This is a genomic window from Vibrio sp. 10N.286.49.E11 (assembly GCF_041469505.1).
Classification (GTDB): Bacteria; Pseudomonadota; Gammaproteobacteria; order Enterobacterales; family Vibrionaceae; genus Vibrio; species Vibrio crassostreae_C.
On the sequence record NZ_JBFRKQ010000031.1, the window covers coordinates 1 to 18,612 of the forward strand.

Here is an 18,612-nt window from a genome sequence, read left to right on the forward strand (position 1 = left end):
TCTCGCATCTCGCATCTCGCAGTATGTTACAAGCAATAAAAAGCCCCGCAAGCTTTCACTTGCGGGGCTTTTTTAGCTAATTGAGAAAAGGGCTAATTACTTACCAGCTTCTTTTTCTGCTTTAACTTTTGCAATCACTTCGTCAGCAACGTTAGTTGGACATGGTGCGTATTGTGCGAATTCCATAGAGAATTGGCCACGACCAGAAGTGATAGTACGTAGGTGACCGATGTAGCCGAACATCTCAGAAAGAGGTACGTCAGCTTTAATACGAACACCAGTTACGCCAGCTTGTTGATCTTTGATCATGCCACGACGACGGTTAAGGTCACCGATAACATCACCAACGTGATCGTCTGGAGTGAACACGTCAACGTTCATGATTGGCTCAAGAAGTTGCGCGCCAGCTTTAGGCATAGATTGACGGAATGCGCCTTTCGCTGCGATTTCAAATGCGATAGCAGATGAATCGACTGCGTGGAAACCACCATCGAAAAGTTCAACTTCAACGTCTAGAGTTGGGAAGCCAGCTAGTACGCCGTTTTCCATCATAGATGCGAAGCCTTTCTCAACTGCAGGCCAGAATTCTTTAGGAACGTTACCGCCCACAACTACAGAGTTGAACTTGAAGCCAGAACCTGCTTCGCCTGGTTTGATACGGTAATCGATCTTACCGAATTGACCAGAACCACCAGATTGCTTCTTGTGCGTGTAGCTATCTTCAATTGCTTGAGTGATAGTTTCACGGTAAGCAACTTGAGGAGCACCTACAGTTAGGTCAACGCCGTATGTACGCTTAAGGATATCTACCTTGATGTCTAGGTGAAGTTCACCCATACCTTTCAGGATAGTTTCGCCAGTCTCTTCGTCAGTCTCAACTTGGAAAGATGGATCTTCTGCAACCATTTTACCGATAGCGATACCCATTTTCTCAGAACCGCCTTTATCTTTTGGAGATACAGCGATTGAGATTACTGGAGTTGGGAATACCATTGGCTCAAGCGTTACTTGGTGCTTAGGATCACATAGAGTGTGACCAGTTTGCACGTTCTTCATACCAACGATCGCAATGATGTCACCAGCTTGTGCGCTAGTTAGTTCGTTACGGTCATCAGCTTGCATCTCAACCATACGGCCAACACGTTCAGTCTTGCCAGTGAATGAGTTAAGAATCGTGTCACCTTTGTTCAGTTTACCAGAGTAAATACGAACGAAAGTTAGAGCACCGAAACGGTCATCCATGATTTTGAATGCAAGCGCTTTGAAAGTCTCATCTGTAGAAACGATAGCGTGTTCGCCAGTTTCTTCACCGTTCTCATCCATTAGAGGCTGAGGGTCAACTTCAGTTGGTGCTGGTAGGTAATCTACTACAGCATCAAGGATAAGTTGCATACCTTTGTTCTTGAACGCAGAACCACAGAACGTTGGGAAGAATGCGATATCACGAGTACCTTTACGGATACAACGCTTAACGTCTTCAATAGAAGGCTCTTCACCTTCCATGTAAGCTTCCATTAGGTCATCGTCTTGCTCTACAGCTGTTTCGATTAGCTCTTCACGGTATTGCTCAACGTCATCAACCATGTCCGCTGGAACATCTTTGATTTCGTAGTTTTCAGGAAGACCAGTGTCATCCCAAACGTATGCTTTACGGCTTAGTAGGTCTACAACACCAACGAACTCGTCTTCACGGCCGATTGGTAGAACCATTACTAGAGGAGTTGCACCTAGAACGTTTTTAACTTGGTCAACAACGTTGTAGAAGTCTGCACCCATACGGTCTAGTTTGTTAACGAAGATCAGACGAGATACTTCTGATTCGTTAGCGTAGCGCCAGTTAGTTTCTGATTGAGGTTCAACACCACCAGAACCACAGAATACACCGATACCGCCATCAAGAACTTTAAGAGAACGGTATACTTCAACTGTGAAGTCAACGTGTCCAGGAGTATCGATAACGTTTAGACGGTGATCGTTCCAAAAACAGCTTACAGCTGCTGATTGGATAGTAATACCGCGCTCAGCTTCCTGTTCCATGAAGTCAGTCGTTGATTCGCCATCATGTACTTCACCAGTCTTGTGGATTTGACCAGTTAGCTTAAGGATACGCTCAGTGGTAGTTGTTTTACCCGCATCAACGTGCGCGAAAATACCAATGTTTCTGTATTTCGATAAATCTGCCATTGTCTTACTCTGTTAATAGGATATAAAATGCGCGCAGAGTATATCACAATCTGTGAAGACTGATAGCTTTGCATGCATTTGGGACTAAAAAACTTTGCCTTTTTCTAACATATAGAAAAAGGCACTCAGTAGTAACAATCTAAATGATTGTTAATTATAGTGCTAACCTAAAGCCTAATCGGCGTTAAGGTTAGGCTGAATTGCTGCTGTATAGAGTAGCTGAAGTGAGTTCAATTACAACTCATCAAAAGCATTAATTGCTTCCGATAATTTTTTCACACCGTGGATCTGCATTCCTGGAATGCCACCTTTAGGCATGTTAGCCGCCGGTACAATCGCTTTCTTAAAGCCGTGTTTAAATGCTTCATTTAAACGCTCTTGTCCGCTCGGTACAGGTCGAATCTCACCCGCTAGGCCTACTTCTCCAAATACCACCACATCTTTTGGTAATGCGCGGTCTCTGAAACTAGAAAGTAGAGCCATCACCAACGCAAGATCAGCACTGGTTTCGGTTACTTTAACACCACCGACGACATTCACAAACACATCTTGGTCAGCCATTTGTAAGCCGCCGTGTTTATGCAGCACCGCTAATAACAAAGAAAGCCTGTTTTGCTCTAGGCCGACAGCGACGCGACGTGGGTTAGCCAGCTGTGAATAATCCACCAGCGCTTGGATCTCAACAAGCAATGGACGAGTGCCTTCCCACACAACCATCACCGAACTTCCCGAGGTTTCTTCTTCACCACGAGACAAGAAGATAGCGGATGGGTTGCTGACTTCTTTTAGCCCTTGGCCTGTCATCGCAAACACACCCAGTTCATTCACTGCACCAAAACGGTTTTTGTGGCTGCGTAGCGTTCTAAAACGGCTATCGGTTCCGCCATCTAATAAAACAGAACAGTCAATAATGTGCTCAAGTACTTTTGGCCCTGCTAAGGTGCCGTCTTTAGTTACGTGTCCAACTAAGAACACAGCAACGTTATTCTGTTTTGCGTAGCGCGTTAATGCGGTTGCCGATTCACGAACCTGTGCAACACTGCCCGGAGAAGATTGAACATCCGCAACGTGCATAACTTGGATCGAGTCGATAACCATGATCTTAGGTTGTTCTTTTTCTGCAACCTGACAAATCTTATCCACGTTCGTTTCTGAGAGCATCTTTAGGTGCTCTTTTGGCAATCCAAGTCGAGACGCACGCATCGCGACTTGTTGCAGAGATTCTTCCCCGGTTACATAGAGAGTCGGTAATTGAGAAGAAAGCTGACACATGGTTTGTAATAGCAGCGTTGATTTACCGGCACCCGGGTTACCACCAATCAGGATCGCAGCACCCGGTACGACACCACCACCAAGTACGCGGTCTAGCTCTTTAAAGCCACTGCTAAAACGTGGGACTTCTTGCAGATCGATTTCTGACAGCGTTTGAACCGAAGATTCAGTTGCACCGCCCGCATAACCACTCAATCGTTCATTACGTGCGACCTGAGGTGAAGCGGCTAACCTAACTTCTGTAATCGTGTTCCAAGCACCACATGCATTGCACTGCCCCTGCCAACGTGGAAAATCGGCACCACAGTCATTACACACATAAGCTCGCTTTGCCTTCGCCATAAAACCTCAATAATTTACTCAATTACACAATGATGTTGTCAATTTGTGACTTATTTGACCGTACGGATGAAAATAAAAGTTGCAGTCATACCACTTATACTTAAAGATCGATTTAAACTAGTCGATAACATAAACGCACCGTCCATTCTAACAAGAAAAGTATGCAGCAATCTGAAATTCTATCTGTAGCAGAACGTTTAATCCCGGCTTACCACGCCGAAGATTTCGAATTCCTTCTTTCTCAAATGACAGAAGGGGAATCGCCGTCTCTGAAGCTGCTCGTTAAAATGGAACTGAATCGTATCATGGCTCCGTGTACAAAGAGCATTGATTTACGCGGGCGTATTGATAATGAGTGTCGTCAGTTCACTCTCGATGGCCGTAAGCACTGGCTCGATGATATCGCTTTAAACGCATATCAACGTGGTACGAAAAAGTTTAAAGGTTACACAGAAGGCGCATGGGAGTTAGTAATGACTCCGCGAACTCAGCCTCTGAGCGTTGTTAAAACATCTTCTCAAGGTAACCACGACATTACTAGCGCCAATAGCCCGTACGAAGCGGAAGCTATTAACCTAGGTTACGACTTAAAACGCCAAGAGAACAGACTCAAGATTAGCTCGCAGGTCGAGATCACCACATCGAAAGGGCAAAGCCTACATGGTGTAACGGTTGATATCTCCCCGTCGGGTGCAAAGTTCAAAGTACCGAGCGCCTTTCGATACAACCTCGGCGAGATCATCAGCGTTAAGTTCTCAGAGCTTATCGAAAAGTCCCAAGAAAACGATGTTAACCAAGCGGTTGAATTTCGTGTTTTGGGTATCGACGAATCTTATGAGAACAACGCGATCAAATTTCTAAGAACCATCAAGGTAAGCGACAACAATATTGTGGCTCGCTTACTCGATGAGTCTTTAAATAGCACCAGTAAGAAAACCAGCCATGAGAATCAAGATAGGATTATTCGAACTCGTACTCGAGGAATCGAACATACCTATCTAAAGCATACTTGTAACCTACCCCTGTTTTTCAGCGGCAGCGAACTAAAGCTTGCCCTACTGACGGATAACAACCATCCATTATGGCAATATTGGCACGACGAACGAAATCAACAAGCGCTGGGTACCCTGTTCAACGAGCAACGTATGAACCTGTTGGCGAAACCAGGAGTGAAGGGAACCAGTAACGTTATCTACTCTTTTACCCATGAACACCAAAACAAGACCTTGTTCTATTCAATGATGCTGCCTGAAGCCTCTCGTGAACAAAGACAGCTGTTCTGGCACATCGGTGGCAAACGTAAAAGTTGGAAGGCGTTCAAGTTCTCGGTTTTCGAACTTTCAGACACTGAGCGACAAGCATTAGCTAAACACTCGGATACGCTGGCTCAAAGCTCAGCTCAACTGACGCATTGCGGAATCTTGCAAGAGATTGGCGATCACGAAAGTGCGGCGGACTATCTTCTGAGTGAAAAGCCACGCATTCCAAGCAGTGAATTGAACCGCTTCCGTCACCCGCGTACTGTCGTCGGCAATATTCAAAGCATCTACTTTGACTCTCAGACTCGTCGTAAAGAGCCGAGATACCAATTTAAGTCACCGTTGCAACTTACATCACAAGATGGCGCAGCGGCGAACGGACACACCTTAGATATTTCGAAGCGTGGACTGAGCATTAGCCTTGAACACCCAATGGTACTCAAGATTAATGATCCGGTATTAGTGAGCTTCAATGAACTGCAGCTCTATGACAAGAACCTGCCACTGAGCACAGTGCCTTACCACGTAATTCGAGTGAGTCCGAATGGTCGCAACGTGCAGTTGGTTATTGCCGAGAACGCCAAGACAATGCGTACCATCGCTTTCCTTAATGGGCTTATCGATCAAAACCAAAGTAAGCTGATTAAGAAGCAAGAGATACTGCCAACACATTCGCTACTCGAATCACTGCACAACATTTTGTTGAGCAAGATGGTCAGTAACCCAATATTCATTGATAAGCCAAGTTCAACGCTGCGCTGTAAGATCATTGGTGTGAATTTCCCACTGAATAAGCATCTAACGTTACTTGCTAAACTTGGTCACAACCAAAAGTTCTCACTCGAGCCAATCTTCAAGGGTCACACCAACTCACTGTTGGCTGAGCCACTAAAAAGAATTGAAGGTGCGGAGCCTAAGCATCATGACGTGTACATTGCTGCAGTGAAGTTTGGCGACAAAATCCAGTCGGTACACACCAAGTTGGTCAAAGACTTCGCCTCAGCAAAGGAACGCATCTTATTCATCAAGAAAGCGCAGCACTTAGGTGATGTGTATGTATTGCGAGTCACCACGGCACCTATCTTTAATCCGCTAACGAGTTTATTCCAGTCGGATTTAGAAGAGCTTTCACGCATCAGTATGCATCAAGCTAAGAAGCTAGAGAATGAGGTGACGGCGTTTATCGGTTATGGCGAGATAGAGGACATTACCGATGAAGTGCTGATTCGATTGGAGCTAACACGCTAGCCTCGAGTGGCGTATTAACTTAAGCATGAAAATTGAAAAAGCAGGCTGATAGCCTGCTTTTTTTGTGTCTGAGCCACTATTGCTAAATAAGATACATAGCCAATAGCACTTAGGTATAGCCCCTAAGGTTTCGCTTGCCAGCTGATCTTCTGTTGCTTAGCCAATACACCCGACAAGATACACAGCACACCGCCTAAACCTGCGTAACGAACAGCAGTTTGAGCTTGCTGCTCTACTTTTGGTTTTGCGTGGTAGGCAATGCCTAAACCTGCAGAGCCCATCATCACCAAGTCATTGGCACCATCACCAACGGCAACGGTATTATGTAGTTCCAATTCGTACTCTTCAGCCAACTCTACCAAGATATCCGCTTTGGTCTGCGCCGAAACAACATCGCCTAAGACTTCACCCGTCAACTTACCGTTGACGATCTCAAGCGTGTTTGATTGAGCATGGTCTAGATCAAGGGTATCTTTCAGGTAGTCAGAGAAGTAAGTAAAACCTCCTGATGCAATCGCTGTTTTCCAGCCAAGCTTATTTAGAGTATTCACCAGCCCGACCAAGTCTGGCATGAATGGCAATGACTGACGCACTTGCTCTAATATCGACTCATCCGCACCTTTCAGTGCTCCTACTCGTTGGCGCAGGCTCTGTTCAAAGTCGAGCTCGCCTTGCATCGCTCGTTCTGTGATTTCAGAGACTAACTCTCCCACTCCAGCTAGCTTGGCAATCTCATCAATGCATTCAATTTGAATCGCTGTGGAATCCATATCCATCACGATCAAACCTGGCTTAGATAAGTCTGGGACCTCGCTAAGGCAAGCATAATCAAGCTTTAGCGCTTGGAGGATTTCTTCGTGTGCTGGCGTTAGATTGCCTGACATCAAAGCCACTTCATAATGCCCAACCTTCCACGTATCGAGGATGGTGTTGTAAGTGCCAGTGAAAAAGTCGATGTCATCGAAAGATTGTGGAGATAGGTACTCACCAAACACAATCCAATTGGCCTTGGATTTAGCGAGTTGAGAAGCGAAACGAGTCTCGGGGAGTCGAGTTAATAATGTCGTATGCCTTTTTATCGGCAGATATTTCTGATCGTCCATGTGTATGATTCCTAATTAACTATGCTAAACGTTAACCTATTGCAATTTGAAAACGCAAGTCTCAATATGTCTTAATCATAACATTTGTTTATTTCAGGCTTCGTTAAACATGAATGAATCATTGTTCTCAATACGTAACGCTTTACGAATGCTAGCCCTCATTTTGTTGGCTACCATGTTCGTTGTAACGATTAAAAATACGGTCGTGATCAGTAAAGGTAACGAGAAGATCCAAGCAAAACAATTGGAAACTCTTACCAAGCTGCTTATCTCTCAGGCATCACTTTCAGCCAGCAAGATGATCACGCAACAAGACCAAGAGCGATTGCTTGATCTGACTAACCAGCTATCTCAAGACCGACTGGTGTTCGATACCACCATCTATGATGCAGAGGGTATTCGACTGGCTTCGAGCGAAAAAGCCCTCTCGGTACGTGAGGTTCTTGGCTTAGATACACCACTTTCAACAGCAAGTATCGGCAGACAACAGTTAGTTGAACCTATTTATTCTCCAGAGAAAACGATCATCGGCTTTATTCGAGTGACTTTTGAAACCGGTAAGATGACGGCGATTTCTGATCACCACTACCGCAAAAGTGATCGCTACATGATCGGTATGGTGTTGATGGGGTTTGTGAGTGGCGTGTTGTTCATCATGCTGATTCGCAGAAGACCAACTAAGTCTGGTGAGAACTTACTATTGAAAAATGTAAGCTCATAAACACACTAGGCTGACAATAAATACTAGACTCAGAATAAGTACAGCAATCCAATAAAAAGCCCCGACGCTCAGGCAGCAACGGGGCTTTTTGTTATCTGTTAACTTATCAAGCTAAGACAAATCAAGATTATTCTTGGTCACCAAGCAACACTGAGTCTAGTGCGATAACCATCATGTCGTTGAAAGTCGTTTGACGTTCATCTGATGTCGTTTGCTCACCAGTCTTGATGTGGTCAGAAACAGTACAGATCGTTAGAGCTTTTGCGCCGTATTCAGCACATACACCATAGATGCCAGCCGCTTCCATCTCTACGCCAACAATGCCGTATTTGTCCATTACTTCGAACATCTCTGGATCTGGCGTGTAGAACAGCTCAGCCGAGAACAGGTTACCGACTTTTACGCCGACACCGAGAGCTTTGGCTGCATCTTCTGCCGCGCGCACCATTTTGTAATCCGCAATCGCCGCAAAGTCATGATCTTTAAAGCGAATACGGTTCACTTTAGAGTCAGTACATGCGCCCATGCCGATCACCACATCACGCACTTTGATATCTTCGCTCACTGCACCACAACTGCCCACACGAATGATCTTCTTCACACCAAAGTCTTTGATAAGCTCAGTCGCGTAAATAGAACAAGATGGAATGCCCATACCGTGTCCCATTACCGAAACCTTACGACCTTTGTAAGTACCGGTGTAACCAAACATGTTGCGAACGTCGCACACTTGAACCACTTCTTCTAAGAAGGTTTCAGCGATGTATTTAGCACGTAGCGGATCGCCTGGCATTAAAACTACGTCAGCGAAATCACCCATTTCAGCATTAATATGTGGAGTAGCCATTGAAAATATCCTTAATCTCAAAACAAAAAAAGAAGAGAGAAGTTTCCCTCTCTCTTCGTTAACTATTATAGAAAGCTTGTACCGTGTCCCATTGGCGATGTACCAAAGTATGACGCTAAGCTTTGACCGATATCAGCAAATGTATCGCGACGGCCTAAAGAACCGGCTGGAACCTTCTGACCGTAAACAATCACAGGGATGTGCTCACGAGTATGGTCTGTACCTGGCCATGTCGGATCACAACCGTGGTCAGCAGTTAAGATAAGCACATCGTCTTCTTTCATCATATCGATGATTTCATTGATGCGACCATCGAAGTACTCAAGTGCCGCTGCGTAACCAGCAACATCACGGCGGTGGCCGTAAGCTGAGTCAAAATCAACGAAGTTAGTGAACACGATAGTGTTGTCGCCCGCTTCATTGATCGCATCTTTGGTTGCTTCAAATAGCGCAGGGATACCTGTTGCTTTGGTTTTCTGAGTGATGCCACAACCCGCGTAGATATCAGAGATCTTACCGATTGAGTGAACGTTACCGCCCTTCTCATCAACCAACTTCTGAAGAATGGTAGCTGCAGGTGGCTCAACAGAAAGGTCACGACGGTTACCAGTACGTTCGAATTGACCTTTACCTGGGCCAATGAACGGACGAGCGATAACACGACCAATGTTGTAATCTTCTAGCTCTTCACGAGCAATCTGACAAAGATCTAATAGGTTTTGCAGGCCGAATGTCTCTTCGTGACAAGCGATCTGGAAAACAGAGTCTGCAGAAGTATAGAAGATTGGCAGACCAGTCTTCATGTGCTCTTCACCTAGGTTATCTAGGATTTCCGTACCAGATGAGTGGCAGTTACCCAAGAAACCAGACAGGCCTGCACGCTCAAGGATGCGGTCAGTCAGTTCTTTTGGGAAGCTGTTCTCTTTGTCGGTGAAGTAGCCCCAGTCAAACAGTACAGGAACACCTGCGATTTCCCAGTGACCTGATGGCGTGTCTTTACCAGAAGACAGCTCAGCAGCGTGACCGTAAGCGCCAATGATCTCAGCGTCTGCATCCATACCAGGAGCAAAACGACCCGTAGACTCTTTGTGAGCCATCGCTAGACCTAGCTTAGACAGGTTTGGCAGTGCCAGTGAACCTTTACGATCTGCATTGTCTGCAAGACCTTGGTCACAATGATCTGCGATGTGGCCCATAGTGTCAGAACCTACATCACCAAATTTGTCTGCATCCGCTGTTTCACCGATACCGAATGAATCTAAAACTAAAATAAATGCTCTTTTCATTTTCTTCACCAACTTATTGCTCTTTGCACCAGAACTCTGTTTATCGGTATACGCGAGGCATACCGATAACGGTTATTTACACGTCTTCAGAACGAATCTGACGGTAAACGTCTGGCGTTGCTGTATATTCTCCACCCACAGTGATTGCATTTTGTAATGCAGTTGCAGCTTCTTGCCACTGTTGTTCGTTGCGAGCATGAATCATTGCTAATGGCTTATCTTCACTTGCTACTTCACCTAGGCGAATGAAGTGATCAAAACCGACTGCGTAATCAATGCTGTCAGTTGCTACGCGACGACCGCCGCCCATACCAACCACAGCCATACCAATTGCACGAGTATCCATTGCTGATACCACACCGCTTTCTAACGCGTACACTGGCTTAATAATGTCTGCTTTTTCTAGGTAGTTATCGTAGTTCATTACGAAATCAACTGGACCACCAAGGCCCGCTACCATTTTACCGAAGCACTCTGCTGCCTTACCGTTATCCAGTACTGCCATCAGTTTTTCGCGCGCTTCGTCTGAGTCTTTAGCTAGGTTACCGAGCACCAGCATTTCAGCACACGATGCTAGAGTGATCTCTAACAAGCGAGGGTTACGGTATTCACCCGTTAGGAACTGAACCGCTTCACGAACTTCTACTGCGTTACCCGCTGAAGAAGCCAGCACTTGGTTCATGTCCGTTAGGATTGCTGTTGTTTTAGTACCCGCACCGTTTGCTACTGCAACGATAGATTTCGCTAGCTCTTCAGATGCTTCGTAAGTCGGCATGAATGCGCCTGAACCTACTTTTACATCCATCACTAGAGAATCAAGGCCCGCAGCCAGTTTCTTAGATAGGATTGAAGCCGTGATCAGCGAGATGTTATCGACTGTTGCTGTGATATCACGAGTTGCGTAAACACGCTTGTCAGCAGGAGCTAGATCGCCTGTTTGACCGATGATAGCCACGCCAGCATCTTTCGTTACTTCACCGAACACATCGTTGGTTGGTGTAATGTTGTAACCCGGAATAGATTCCAGCTTGTCTAGCGTACCGCCAGTGTGGCCTAAACCACGACCAGAGATCATTGGAACGAAACCGCCACATGCTGCCACCATTGGGCCAAGCATCAGAGAAGTAACGTCGCCAACACCACCAGTAGAGTGTTTATCAACGATTGGGCCATCAAAGTTCATGTGGCTCCAGTCAATCACCATGCCTGAATCACGCATTGCACACGTTAGTGCGATACGTTCTGGCATCGTCATTTCATTAAAAAAGATAGCCATTGCGAATGCGGCAATTTGGCCTTCAGAAACCGTGTTCTTAGCCACACCTTGAATGAAGAAGTTAATTTCTTCAGCTGTTAGGACTTCACCGTCACGTTTTCTGCGAATAATTTCTTGAGGTAGATACATTAGTGCCTCCCAAACTCTAGTGAGTATGGTTTGTAGGGAAAAGAGGTAATATGGAGTGGCTTGACGCCACTCCATCAAACAGACTTATTATGTTCAATACTCTAAATATTTGGCGTTGCAGTTAGGCGACCAGTGAGTTCATTCCTATGAGCATAGAGGCTCTATGTGATTAGGAGGAACTTACGCAGTCAACAACGCTGCGGTGTCAAATATGACGAGTAAATTAGTATGCTGCTGGATCAGCAGTCTGGTCTGTCACTTCTAATGTATTAAGAAGGTTAGTTAGTAGGCTTGAAGCACCAAAACGGTAGTGCATGTTGTCTGCCCACTCAGCGCCTAGTAGCTCATCAGCCATTGCTAGGTATAGTGCTGCATCTTCAGCAGTACGTACGCCACCAGCTGGTTTGAAACCAACTGTTTTAGCAACGCCCATGTCACGGATAACTTCAAGCATCATGCGCGCGTACTCTGGAGTCGCGTTTACTGGCACTTTACCTGTTGATGTTTTGATGAAGTCTGCACCTGCTTCGATACAGATTTGAGAAGCTTTCTTGATTAGTGCTTCTTCTTTCAGTTCACCTGTTTCGATGATCACTTTAAGCGTGATGTCACCACAAGCTGCTTTACACTGTTTAACTAGCTCAAAGCCAACTTCTTCGTTGCCAGCAATAAGAGCACGGTATGGGAATACTACGTCAACTTCGTCTGCGCCGTACGCTACCGCTGCTTTTGTTTCTGCAACAGCAATTTCGATGTCGTCATTACCATGAGGGAAGTTGGTTACAGTCGCAATGCGTACTTCTGGAGTACCTTGCTCACGCAACGCTTTCTTAGCTGCTGGGATAAAGCGAGGGTAAATACAGATTGCAGCGGTGTTGCCTACTGCAGTCTTCGCGTCATGACAAAGCGCCACTACTTTTTCAGTAGTATCGTCGTCATTTAGCGTAGTTAGGTCCATAAGTTTAAGTGCACGTAGAGCTGCTGCTTTTAAATCGCTCATTTCTATCTCCGATCAATATATTCAAATAGTTAACTACTTCGCCCTCCATCCAGTATAGATGGATATTTTAGTAATGCTCAGTAGCCACAAATGAACGGACTTGGTTCCCTGAAGACTTGATAACTTTCGCTACCAATTGCAATCCTTGTCACCGCACAGTACCAGTTTGGTCTATGGCACAACAAATCAGTCATGTTGTGTCTAACATCTATAGCGTATCGCTAATTTTGGCTTAATCCCAGAAGAATAACGTTCGAGTTGATTTCGAGGTTACTTTCTTGCCAACAGAGACATCCTATCCCTTTAGCTTATACATTATAGGTATCCATCAATAAATTGTAGTGCTCCTTAGAACGCAAACGGTTTGTATCTCAAAAAAACATTCTAGACCCTACATCGAATCTAAGCATAAGCGCGTGCATATACTAAAAACGGCAGGCCTAAAAACAAAAAAGCCCCGCAGCAATTTCTTGCTACGGGGCGATATTATTATGGCGTCTATATATCGATTTCTAACTAATTAGAAAGACAGGAAGAAGCCAGCAATTGTTGCTGCCATCAGGTTAGATAGAGTACCAGCAATTACCGCTTTAACACCCATACGTGCGATGTCGTGGCGACGGCTTGGTGCAATACCACCTAGACCACCTAGAAGAATCGCAATTGAAGAAAGGTTTGCGAAACCACATAGTGCGAATGCGATGATAGCTTGAGTCTTCTCAGACATCACTTGACCAGTTGCTGCAACAACTTGAGCGTTTTCACCAACGTATGGTACGAAGTTTAGGTATGCAACGAATTCGTTAACAACTGTCTTCTGACCAATGAAAGAACCAGCGATAGTTGCTTCTTCCCATGGAACACCAATGATGAATGCTAGCGGTGCGAAGATCCAACCTAGAAGAAGTTCTAGAGTTAGGTTTTCCATACCGAACCAACCACCGATGCCACCTAGGATACCGTTGATTAGAGCAATTAGACCGATGAATGCTAGTAGCATTGCACCAACGTTAAGTGCTAGTTGTAGACCAACTGATGCGCCACCTGCTGCTGCGTCGATAACGTTAGCTGGTTTGTCATCGCCACCGTCCATTTCGTCAGCGATGTTGTCGTCTGGCGTATCTGTTTCAGGCTTGATGATTTTAGCGAATAGTAGACCACCTGGTGCTGCCATGAATGATGCTGCTACAAGGTACTCTAGAGGTACACCCATAGATGCGTAACCCGCTAGTACACCACCAGCTACAGAAGCCAAACCACCACACATTACTGCGAATAGTTCAGAGTTAGTCATTTTAGGAACAAATGGACGAACAACTAGAGGTGCTTCAGTTTGACCAACGAAGATGTTTGCTGCTGCAGACATAGACTCGGCGCGAGAAGTACCTAGAGCTTTCTGAAGACCACCACCAAGAACTTTGATTACAATTTGCATAACACCAATGTAGTAAAGTACAGAGATAAGTGCAGAGAAGAAAATCAGAGTTGGTAGTACTTGGAAAGCAAAGATGAAACCGATACCGTCAACTGAGAAGTTAACTAGGCTGCCGAATAGGAAACCAGTACCGTCTTTACCGTAGTCGATCACGTTTGCTACACCAGCAGAGAAACCTGCAAGTAGATCACGACCCCAAGGGATGTAAAGTACGAATGCACCAAGTGCGAATTGGATAGCGAAAGCGCCACCCACTGTTCTTAGATTAATAGCTTTGCGGTTGTCAGATAGTAGTACTGCGATTGCGATCAGTGCAACCATTCCGACTAGGCTCATAAACAGGCTCATAGTTTATGACTTCCTTATTAGTTATTTATTGGCGTGTTACAAAATGGGGCTATAAAGCGGAGGCAATTATACTCATGCGACCACTAATAAAGTAATGCCGTCCTCACACTTTCGTAGAAGATTCATGTACCATTCACACACAAATGTGACTCAAATCACAAGCTCAGTGCAATTTACGCAAACGATAAACAAAAACCTTCGATTTTATTCACATATACCGAATGCGCGATGGCTATTTTGCCAAATTTGCGCTGCAATCGATTGCTTTGGCTCTTTTCTAAGCAAAAAAAGTTCATTTAAGATCGTAACTAAATATTTGGAATGATTAACATTTCCTTGGTTTCCATACATGGGCATGTCCGGAGCATCCGTTTCCAATACCAGACATTCAAGGGGCAATTTTGCGATGGTTGTGCGTGTTTTTTGCGCTCTTGGGTAAGTTATCGTTCCACCGACGCCAATATAGAAACCGAGCTTGATCCACGCCAAAGCTTGCTGTTCACTCCCAGAAAAACCGTGAATCACACCACCTAAGGTGAACTTATGCTGCTTTATTAGCTCGATAAGTCGGTTGTAAGACTTCCTCTCATGGATGATTAAAGGCAGGTCAAACTCCTTCGCAAGCTCCATTTGTTGGATGAAAAAGCGCTCTTGTTTCTCTCGTTCAACGTCCACAAAAAAGTCGAGCCCGCACTCACCTATCGCGACACATTGGCTGTTTTTTGAAGCGAGTAATTGGCGAAGTTCCGAAAATTGTTCGTCATTGGCCGGTTCTAAAAAGTAAGGATGAAAGCCTAATGCGTAGTAAACATTGGGGTGAGATTGCGCAATTTTCTCAAGCTTATGCCAGTTACGTTGGCCGATAGAAGGGATGATTAACTTCTCGACTTGCGCTTGTTTCGCTTCTTTAAGATAGCCATCAATAGTTTGATCAGGTGTAAAACCTTGCTCAAACGCCTCAAAATCCGCGTGGCAATGAGTATCAAACAGCGGAAAGTCACTTATTTGCTGTGTCATTTTCCCTACTCTCCATTTGTTTCCCTTGAGGATCACGACGATAAGCAACACAACTGCGCTTGTTCTCAGGCGTTAAGCCAAGCTCTTCACACCACTTATCATATCTTTTAACCCAAGTTTTTATCCAACCCAACATACTTACCTCAAGTCTCAACCTAAAAAGCGCAAATGCATAAATTAGATTTATACATCAACACTAGCTGGCTATATTGTTGAAAATCTCACCACAGCGAATAATAAACGCACTTGCCAAGGAGGCATTGATAGCAAGACGCTCCATTCAATAACGAGATCCTACTTTATGAAAGCATCACTCTTAGCCATATCAATTTCTAGCGTATTAGCAGCACCTGCTTTTGCTTCTGCACCTCAAGTTGACGTAGAACTAGCAAACCAACAAACACTTCAACTTATTGACGAGCAGATGAACGCTATCGATGCTTCTGTTCAGTATAAGTTAAACGAACAATACGCGAATGCAACTCCGGGCACGACAGCCACAATCGATGACGTCACTTACGAAAAACAATCTAACGGTACTTGGGCTGCAGTTGGTGCCGCTTCTGCTGCATTGGTTGCAGGGCTTTTGAGCACGTCGTCTAGTTCCAATAGCGACAATGATGTGGATTATCTCCCACAACACCCAGACGTTGATGTTGACGCTACACCACGTTGGTCTCCTGAATTCGGTGAAGACCGTCCCGAGATGGAAGAGCGTGACCTTACAATTAAGATCATTAACGGCGAAATCCACGTTATCGACGAAAACACCAGTGAGTGGGTAGGTACTGTACAACGCAAGGATGGTGAGATCATTTTCCGTGGCAACGGAGACTTTGAAAAAACTCTAGTAAAAGTTGAAGGTGACCTAGAAGCTAACGGCAGTGCAGCCATCGTTAAAGGTAATGGCGAATGGTTAGCAACTGTTGAGCGTGTGGACAGTGGTTTTGAGATAACTAGTGGCAAGGGAACTATTGTAATTGATAGCCCACGACCTACTCTCCCAGCCTCTCCAGAGCACCCAGATATGGACTTTGATGATACACCTCGTTGGTCTCCAGATTTCGGTGAAGACCGTCCTGAAATGGAAGAGCGTGACCTGACAGTTAAGATCATTAACGGCGAAATCCACATTATCGACGAAAACACCAGTGAGTGGGTAGGTACTGTCCAACGCAAAGATGGCGAGCTCGTATTTATTGGCAACGGTGACTTTGAAAAAACACTACTTCGTGTGGAAGGCGATGTTACTTCTGACCAATTCTCTTTAGTCAAAGGCAACGGTCAATGGGTTGCGACTGTTTCAAAAATAGATGACGGTGTACGTATTCAAACAAAGAATCACGATCATGTGTTTGATGGTTCAAACATCGACCGTAGCAAGCTTCAATCTATCGACCCAACTAAACTACAGAAAGCTAAATCCGCTATTCAACAACGTTTACGCGGCTAAAATTCAACCTGAGTTGAACCCGCTCACCCGATAATAGTGAACGCTATTATCGGGTGTTTTTACTCACTAGCTAAGGAAAGCGATTCGGAATTTGAATATGAAACGCCTTCTATTAATACTTGCTTTGACTTTCCCTTTTTACTCGTCTGCAAATGACACCCTTATTGAATCTATTGAGCGTTTTACAGATATCTTTTCCGTCAGCTTATCTCAAAGCCCAGACAATGATAAGACAGTCGCCACACTTGATATAAACTATCAAATCAATGATAAATTGCGTGTTTTTGGAGAGGTTGATACTCAAGACTATTGGCAAGCAGGGTTGGGATATTCATTCTGGCAAGGGGACACGTACTACACTGAAAACACCGTAAAAGTCAGCGAACATGAGATCACAACAGGCATTTTTGTTGCTAAGTTGATTCATGAAAATTGGACACTGCTTGGCGATATCAACTACAACTATATGGACAGAGATTTCGATGCTTGTCTTCCAAACTTATGCATGGAATATAGAGCCTCTGACACATTCGATTATAGTGCAGGCGCTCTGTGGAGCCCGATTCAATATGCTGACTTTCTTTACAAATTCAACCAAGAAATCGGATTCAAAAAAGATACCCAAGACTTTTATATTAAAGATGATACTACTACGAGATCTAGACATATCAGAAATGAAACTAGGACCAACATTCATTATCACGAAGTAGCTGTATTCTTTAACTTGAAGTACGTAAAACCGTCCGTTACCTACACCATATACCCTGAAAACAAAAACTATGTGGAATTCGGTTTAGCCTTCGATTTCTAGCTATTTAATAACTGTTTAAGCTCATCTCGTAGCTCTTGGTGTTGCCCATTAGTTTGATACTTCTTGTGATAGAAAAACTCAAACTCCACAGGACGCATTGAAAATGGAGGCTCATGAATCCGTAAGCCAATGGTTTTTGCTAATTGGATCATGCTAACCGGAACCGCAGCAATGTAGTCAGTCCCTTTTACCGCCAATATCAAGTTAGTGATGTTTCGAACTTCAATTGCCACATCACGTGTGAAGCTCTTTTCGGAAAGAAAGTCGACTATTTGAGTATCTTGTCGAAGTAACTTCAAGGTTACATGCCGTGCTTCAAGAAACTCATCCATCGAAATCTTCTCACCAAATTGACTGTTTTCAGGATCACTCATAAGAAGCAGTCTATCAGTAGTTGCAAATTCAGACGCTAAACTTGACTGTTTAGGTAAACCAGTATCGACCACTAAATCTACTCGATTGAGTCGGATATCCTCGACAACATTCTCTACAGAAATTGGGGATTCAACTAACTGAACACCATTGAGCATGGGCATTTTGTGGAGCAGATTCGCAGGCATATAAACCGTAAAATCACGCTTTCTTGATACTGCACCTTCCATCAGCTCTAAAGCATCAGATAATTGACCTGCCAATTTGTGAGCCATTGACGTTGGTTCTATTGAACGCCCTACTCTTACGAACAACGCATAGCCTACCACCGCTTCAAACCTCTTGATTGCAGCACTAACCGCAGGTTGAGTTAGCTCTAACGATTCAGCCGCTTTGGTTATCGATCTTTGTTGATATACAGAGAGGAATGGCTTTACTAAATTGAGATCAAACACGCTTTACTCCATCAAAACGGTGTACTCTTAGTGTAACAAAAAAGGTTCATCGCG

General features: G+C 44.6%; 15 protein-coding genes. 4 read left to right on the forward strand and 11 right to left on the reverse strand.

What is annotated here, in order from left to right; all coding sequences use genetic code 11:
* Nucleotides 1–96: 96 nt before the first annotated feature.
* Both fusA and radA read right to left on the reverse strand, forming a co-directional pair.
* Nucleotides 97–2,184: an elongation factor G gene (gene fusA / locus AB4167_RS06170; protein ID WP_017058825.1), complete on the reverse strand. Its 2,088-nt coding sequence runs from the start codon at nt 2,182–2,184 to the stop codon at nt 97–99.
* Between the two features lie 234 nt (nt 2,185–2,418).
* Entirely contained in the window at nt 2,419–3,798 is a 1,380-nt protein-coding gene (gene radA / locus AB4167_RS06175; RefSeq protein ID WP_017063288.1) for a DNA repair protein RadA, read from the reverse strand.
* A gap of 161 nt (nt 3,799–3,959) precedes the next feature.
* Between radA and AB4167_RS06180 the strand changes: the two genes are divergently transcribed.
* Nucleotides 3,960–6,305, forward strand: a complete 2,346-nt coding sequence (locus AB4167_RS06180) for a PilZ domain-containing protein (protein WP_372136296.1) — start codon at nt 3,960–3,962, stop codon at nt 6,303–6,305.
* Nucleotides 6,306–6,427: 122 nt separating this feature from the next.
* Here the strand turns inward: AB4167_RS06180 and serB are convergent, their stop codons facing one another.
* The gene (serB, locus tag AB4167_RS06185) at nt 6,428–7,408 is read right to left on the reverse strand and encodes a phosphoserine phosphatase (protein ID WP_371721146.1); all 981 of its coding nucleotides are present in this window, start codon (nt 7,406–7,408) and stop codon (nt 6,428–6,430) included.
* 109 nt (nt 7,409–7,517) lie between these two features.
* Here serB and AB4167_RS06190 point away from each other — a divergent pair, with 109 nt between their 5' ends.
* Entirely contained in the window at nt 7,518–8,129 is a 612-nt protein-coding gene (locus AB4167_RS06190) for a YtjB family periplasmic protein (RefSeq protein WP_076655999.1), read from the forward strand.
* Between the two features lie 127 nt (nt 8,130–8,256).
* On the opposite strand, the gene deoD is transcribed toward AB4167_RS06190, so the two are convergent.
* The 7 genes from deoD to AB4167_RS06225 form a co-directional block, all read right to left on the reverse strand.
* Complete coding sequence (gene deoD, locus AB4167_RS06195) at nt 8,257–8,976, reverse strand: purine-nucleoside phosphorylase (protein WP_017063285.1); 720 nt, start codon at nt 8,974–8,976, stop codon at nt 8,257–8,259.
* 65 nt (nt 8,977–9,041) lie between these two features.
* On the reverse strand, nt 9,042–10,262 hold the full coding sequence (locus AB4167_RS06200; RefSeq protein WP_136977832.1) for a phosphopentomutase: 1,221 nt from the start codon (nt 10,260–10,262) through the stop codon (nt 9,042–9,044).
* 76 nt (nt 10,263–10,338) lie between these two features.
* The gene (gene deoA, locus AB4167_RS06205) at nt 10,339–11,667 is read right to left on the reverse strand and encodes a thymidine phosphorylase (RefSeq protein ID WP_017063283.1); all 1,329 of its coding nucleotides are present in this window, start codon (nt 11,665–11,667) and stop codon (nt 10,339–10,341) included.
* Nucleotides 11,668–11,890: 223 nt separating this feature from the next.
* Nucleotides 11,891–12,667: a deoxyribose-phosphate aldolase gene (gene deoC / locus AB4167_RS06210; protein ID WP_010436196.1), complete on the reverse strand. Its 777-nt coding sequence runs from the start codon at nt 12,665–12,667 to the stop codon at nt 11,891–11,893.
* Between the two features lie 520 nt (nt 12,668–13,187).
* Complete coding sequence (locus AB4167_RS06215) at nt 13,188–14,450, reverse strand: NupC/NupG family nucleoside CNT transporter (RefSeq protein ID WP_017058833.1); 1,263 nt, start codon at nt 14,448–14,450, stop codon at nt 13,188–13,190.
* A gap of 204 nt (nt 14,451–14,654) precedes the next feature.
* A complete protein-coding gene (locus tag AB4167_RS06220; RefSeq protein ID WP_372130953.1) occupies nt 14,655–15,467 on the reverse strand; it encodes a TatD family hydrolase in 813 nt (270 codons plus the stop codon).
* Nucleotides 15,448–15,603 carry a DUF5363 family protein gene (locus tag AB4167_RS06225; RefSeq protein ID WP_017066983.1) on the reverse strand — a complete coding sequence of 52 codons (156 nt, stop codon included), beginning with the start codon at nt 15,601–15,603 and terminating at the stop codon, nt 15,448–15,450. The genes AB4167_RS06220 and AB4167_RS06225 overlap by 20 nt, the downstream gene beginning before the upstream one ends.
* 165 nt (nt 15,604–15,768) lie before the next feature.
* Here AB4167_RS06225 and AB4167_RS06230 point away from each other — a divergent pair, with 165 nt between their 5' ends.
* Together AB4167_RS06230 and AB4167_RS06235 are read left to right on the forward strand one after the other, a co-directional pair.
* Complete coding sequence (locus AB4167_RS06230; protein WP_372136297.1) at nt 15,769–16,920, forward strand: hypothetical protein; 1,152 nt, start codon at nt 15,769–15,771, stop codon at nt 16,918–16,920.
* A gap of 97 nt (nt 16,921–17,017) precedes the next feature.
* Entirely contained in the window at nt 17,018–17,731 is a 714-nt protein-coding gene (locus AB4167_RS06235; protein ID WP_372130949.1) for a hypothetical protein, read from the forward strand.
* Here the strand turns inward: AB4167_RS06235 and AB4167_RS06240 are convergent.
* Nucleotides 17,728–18,558: a LysR family transcriptional regulator gene (locus AB4167_RS06240; protein ID WP_229647646.1), complete on the reverse strand. Its 831-nt coding sequence runs from the start codon at nt 18,556–18,558 to the stop codon at nt 17,728–17,730. The two genes, AB4167_RS06235 and AB4167_RS06240, sit on opposite strands and share 4 nt — an antisense overlap.
* Between the last annotated feature and the right edge of the window lie 54 nt (nt 18,559–18,612).

Coding starts and splice junctions, on each gene's coding strand:
- AB4167_RS06180 (WP_372136296.1), top strand. CDS start 3,960: ATGCAGCAATCTGAAATTCTATCTGTAGCAGAACGTTTAATCCCGGCT.
- AB4167_RS06190 (WP_076655999.1), top strand. CDS start 7,518: ATGAATGAATCATTGTTCTCAATACGTAACGCTTTACGAATGCTAGCC.
- deoD (WP_017063285.1), bottom strand. CDS start 8,976: ATGGCTACTCCACATATTAATGCTGAAATGGGTGATTTCGCTGACGTA.
- AB4167_RS06235 (WP_372130949.1), top strand. CDS start 17,018: ATGAAACGCCTTCTATTAATACTTGCTTTGACTTTCCCTTTTTACTCG.
- AB4167_RS06225 (WP_017066983.1), bottom strand. CDS start 15,603: ATGTTGGGTTGGATAAAAACTTGGGTTAAAAGATATGATAAGTGGTGT.
- AB4167_RS06230 (WP_372136297.1), top strand. CDS start 15,769: ATGAAAGCATCACTCTTAGCCATATCAATTTCTAGCGTATTAGCAGCA.
- AB4167_RS06200 (WP_136977832.1), bottom strand. CDS start 10,262: ATGAAAAGAGCATTTATTTTAGTTTTAGATTCATTCGGTATCGGTGAA.
- deoA (WP_017063283.1), bottom strand. CDS start 11,667: ATGTATCTACCTCAAGAAATTATTCGCAGAAAACGTGACGGTGAAGTC.
- deoC (WP_010436196.1), bottom strand. CDS start 12,667: ATGAGCGATTTAAAAGCAGCAGCTCTACGTGCACTTAAACTTATGGAC.
- AB4167_RS06215 (WP_017058833.1), bottom strand. CDS start 14,450: ATGAGCCTGTTTATGAGCCTAGTCGGAATGGTTGCACTGATCGCAATC.
- fusA (WP_017058825.1), bottom strand. CDS start 2,184: ATGGCAGATTTATCGAAATACAGAAACATTGGTATTTTCGCGCACGTT.
- radA (WP_017063288.1), bottom strand. CDS start 3,798: ATGGCGAAGGCAAAGCGAGCTTATGTGTGTAATGACTGTGGTGCCGAT.
- serB (WP_371721146.1), bottom strand. CDS start 7,408: ATGGACGATCAGAAATATCTGCCGATAAAAAGGCATACGACATTATTA.
- AB4167_RS06220 (WP_372130953.1), bottom strand. CDS start 15,467: ATGACACAGCAAATAAGTGACTTTCCGCTGTTTGATACTCATTGCCAC.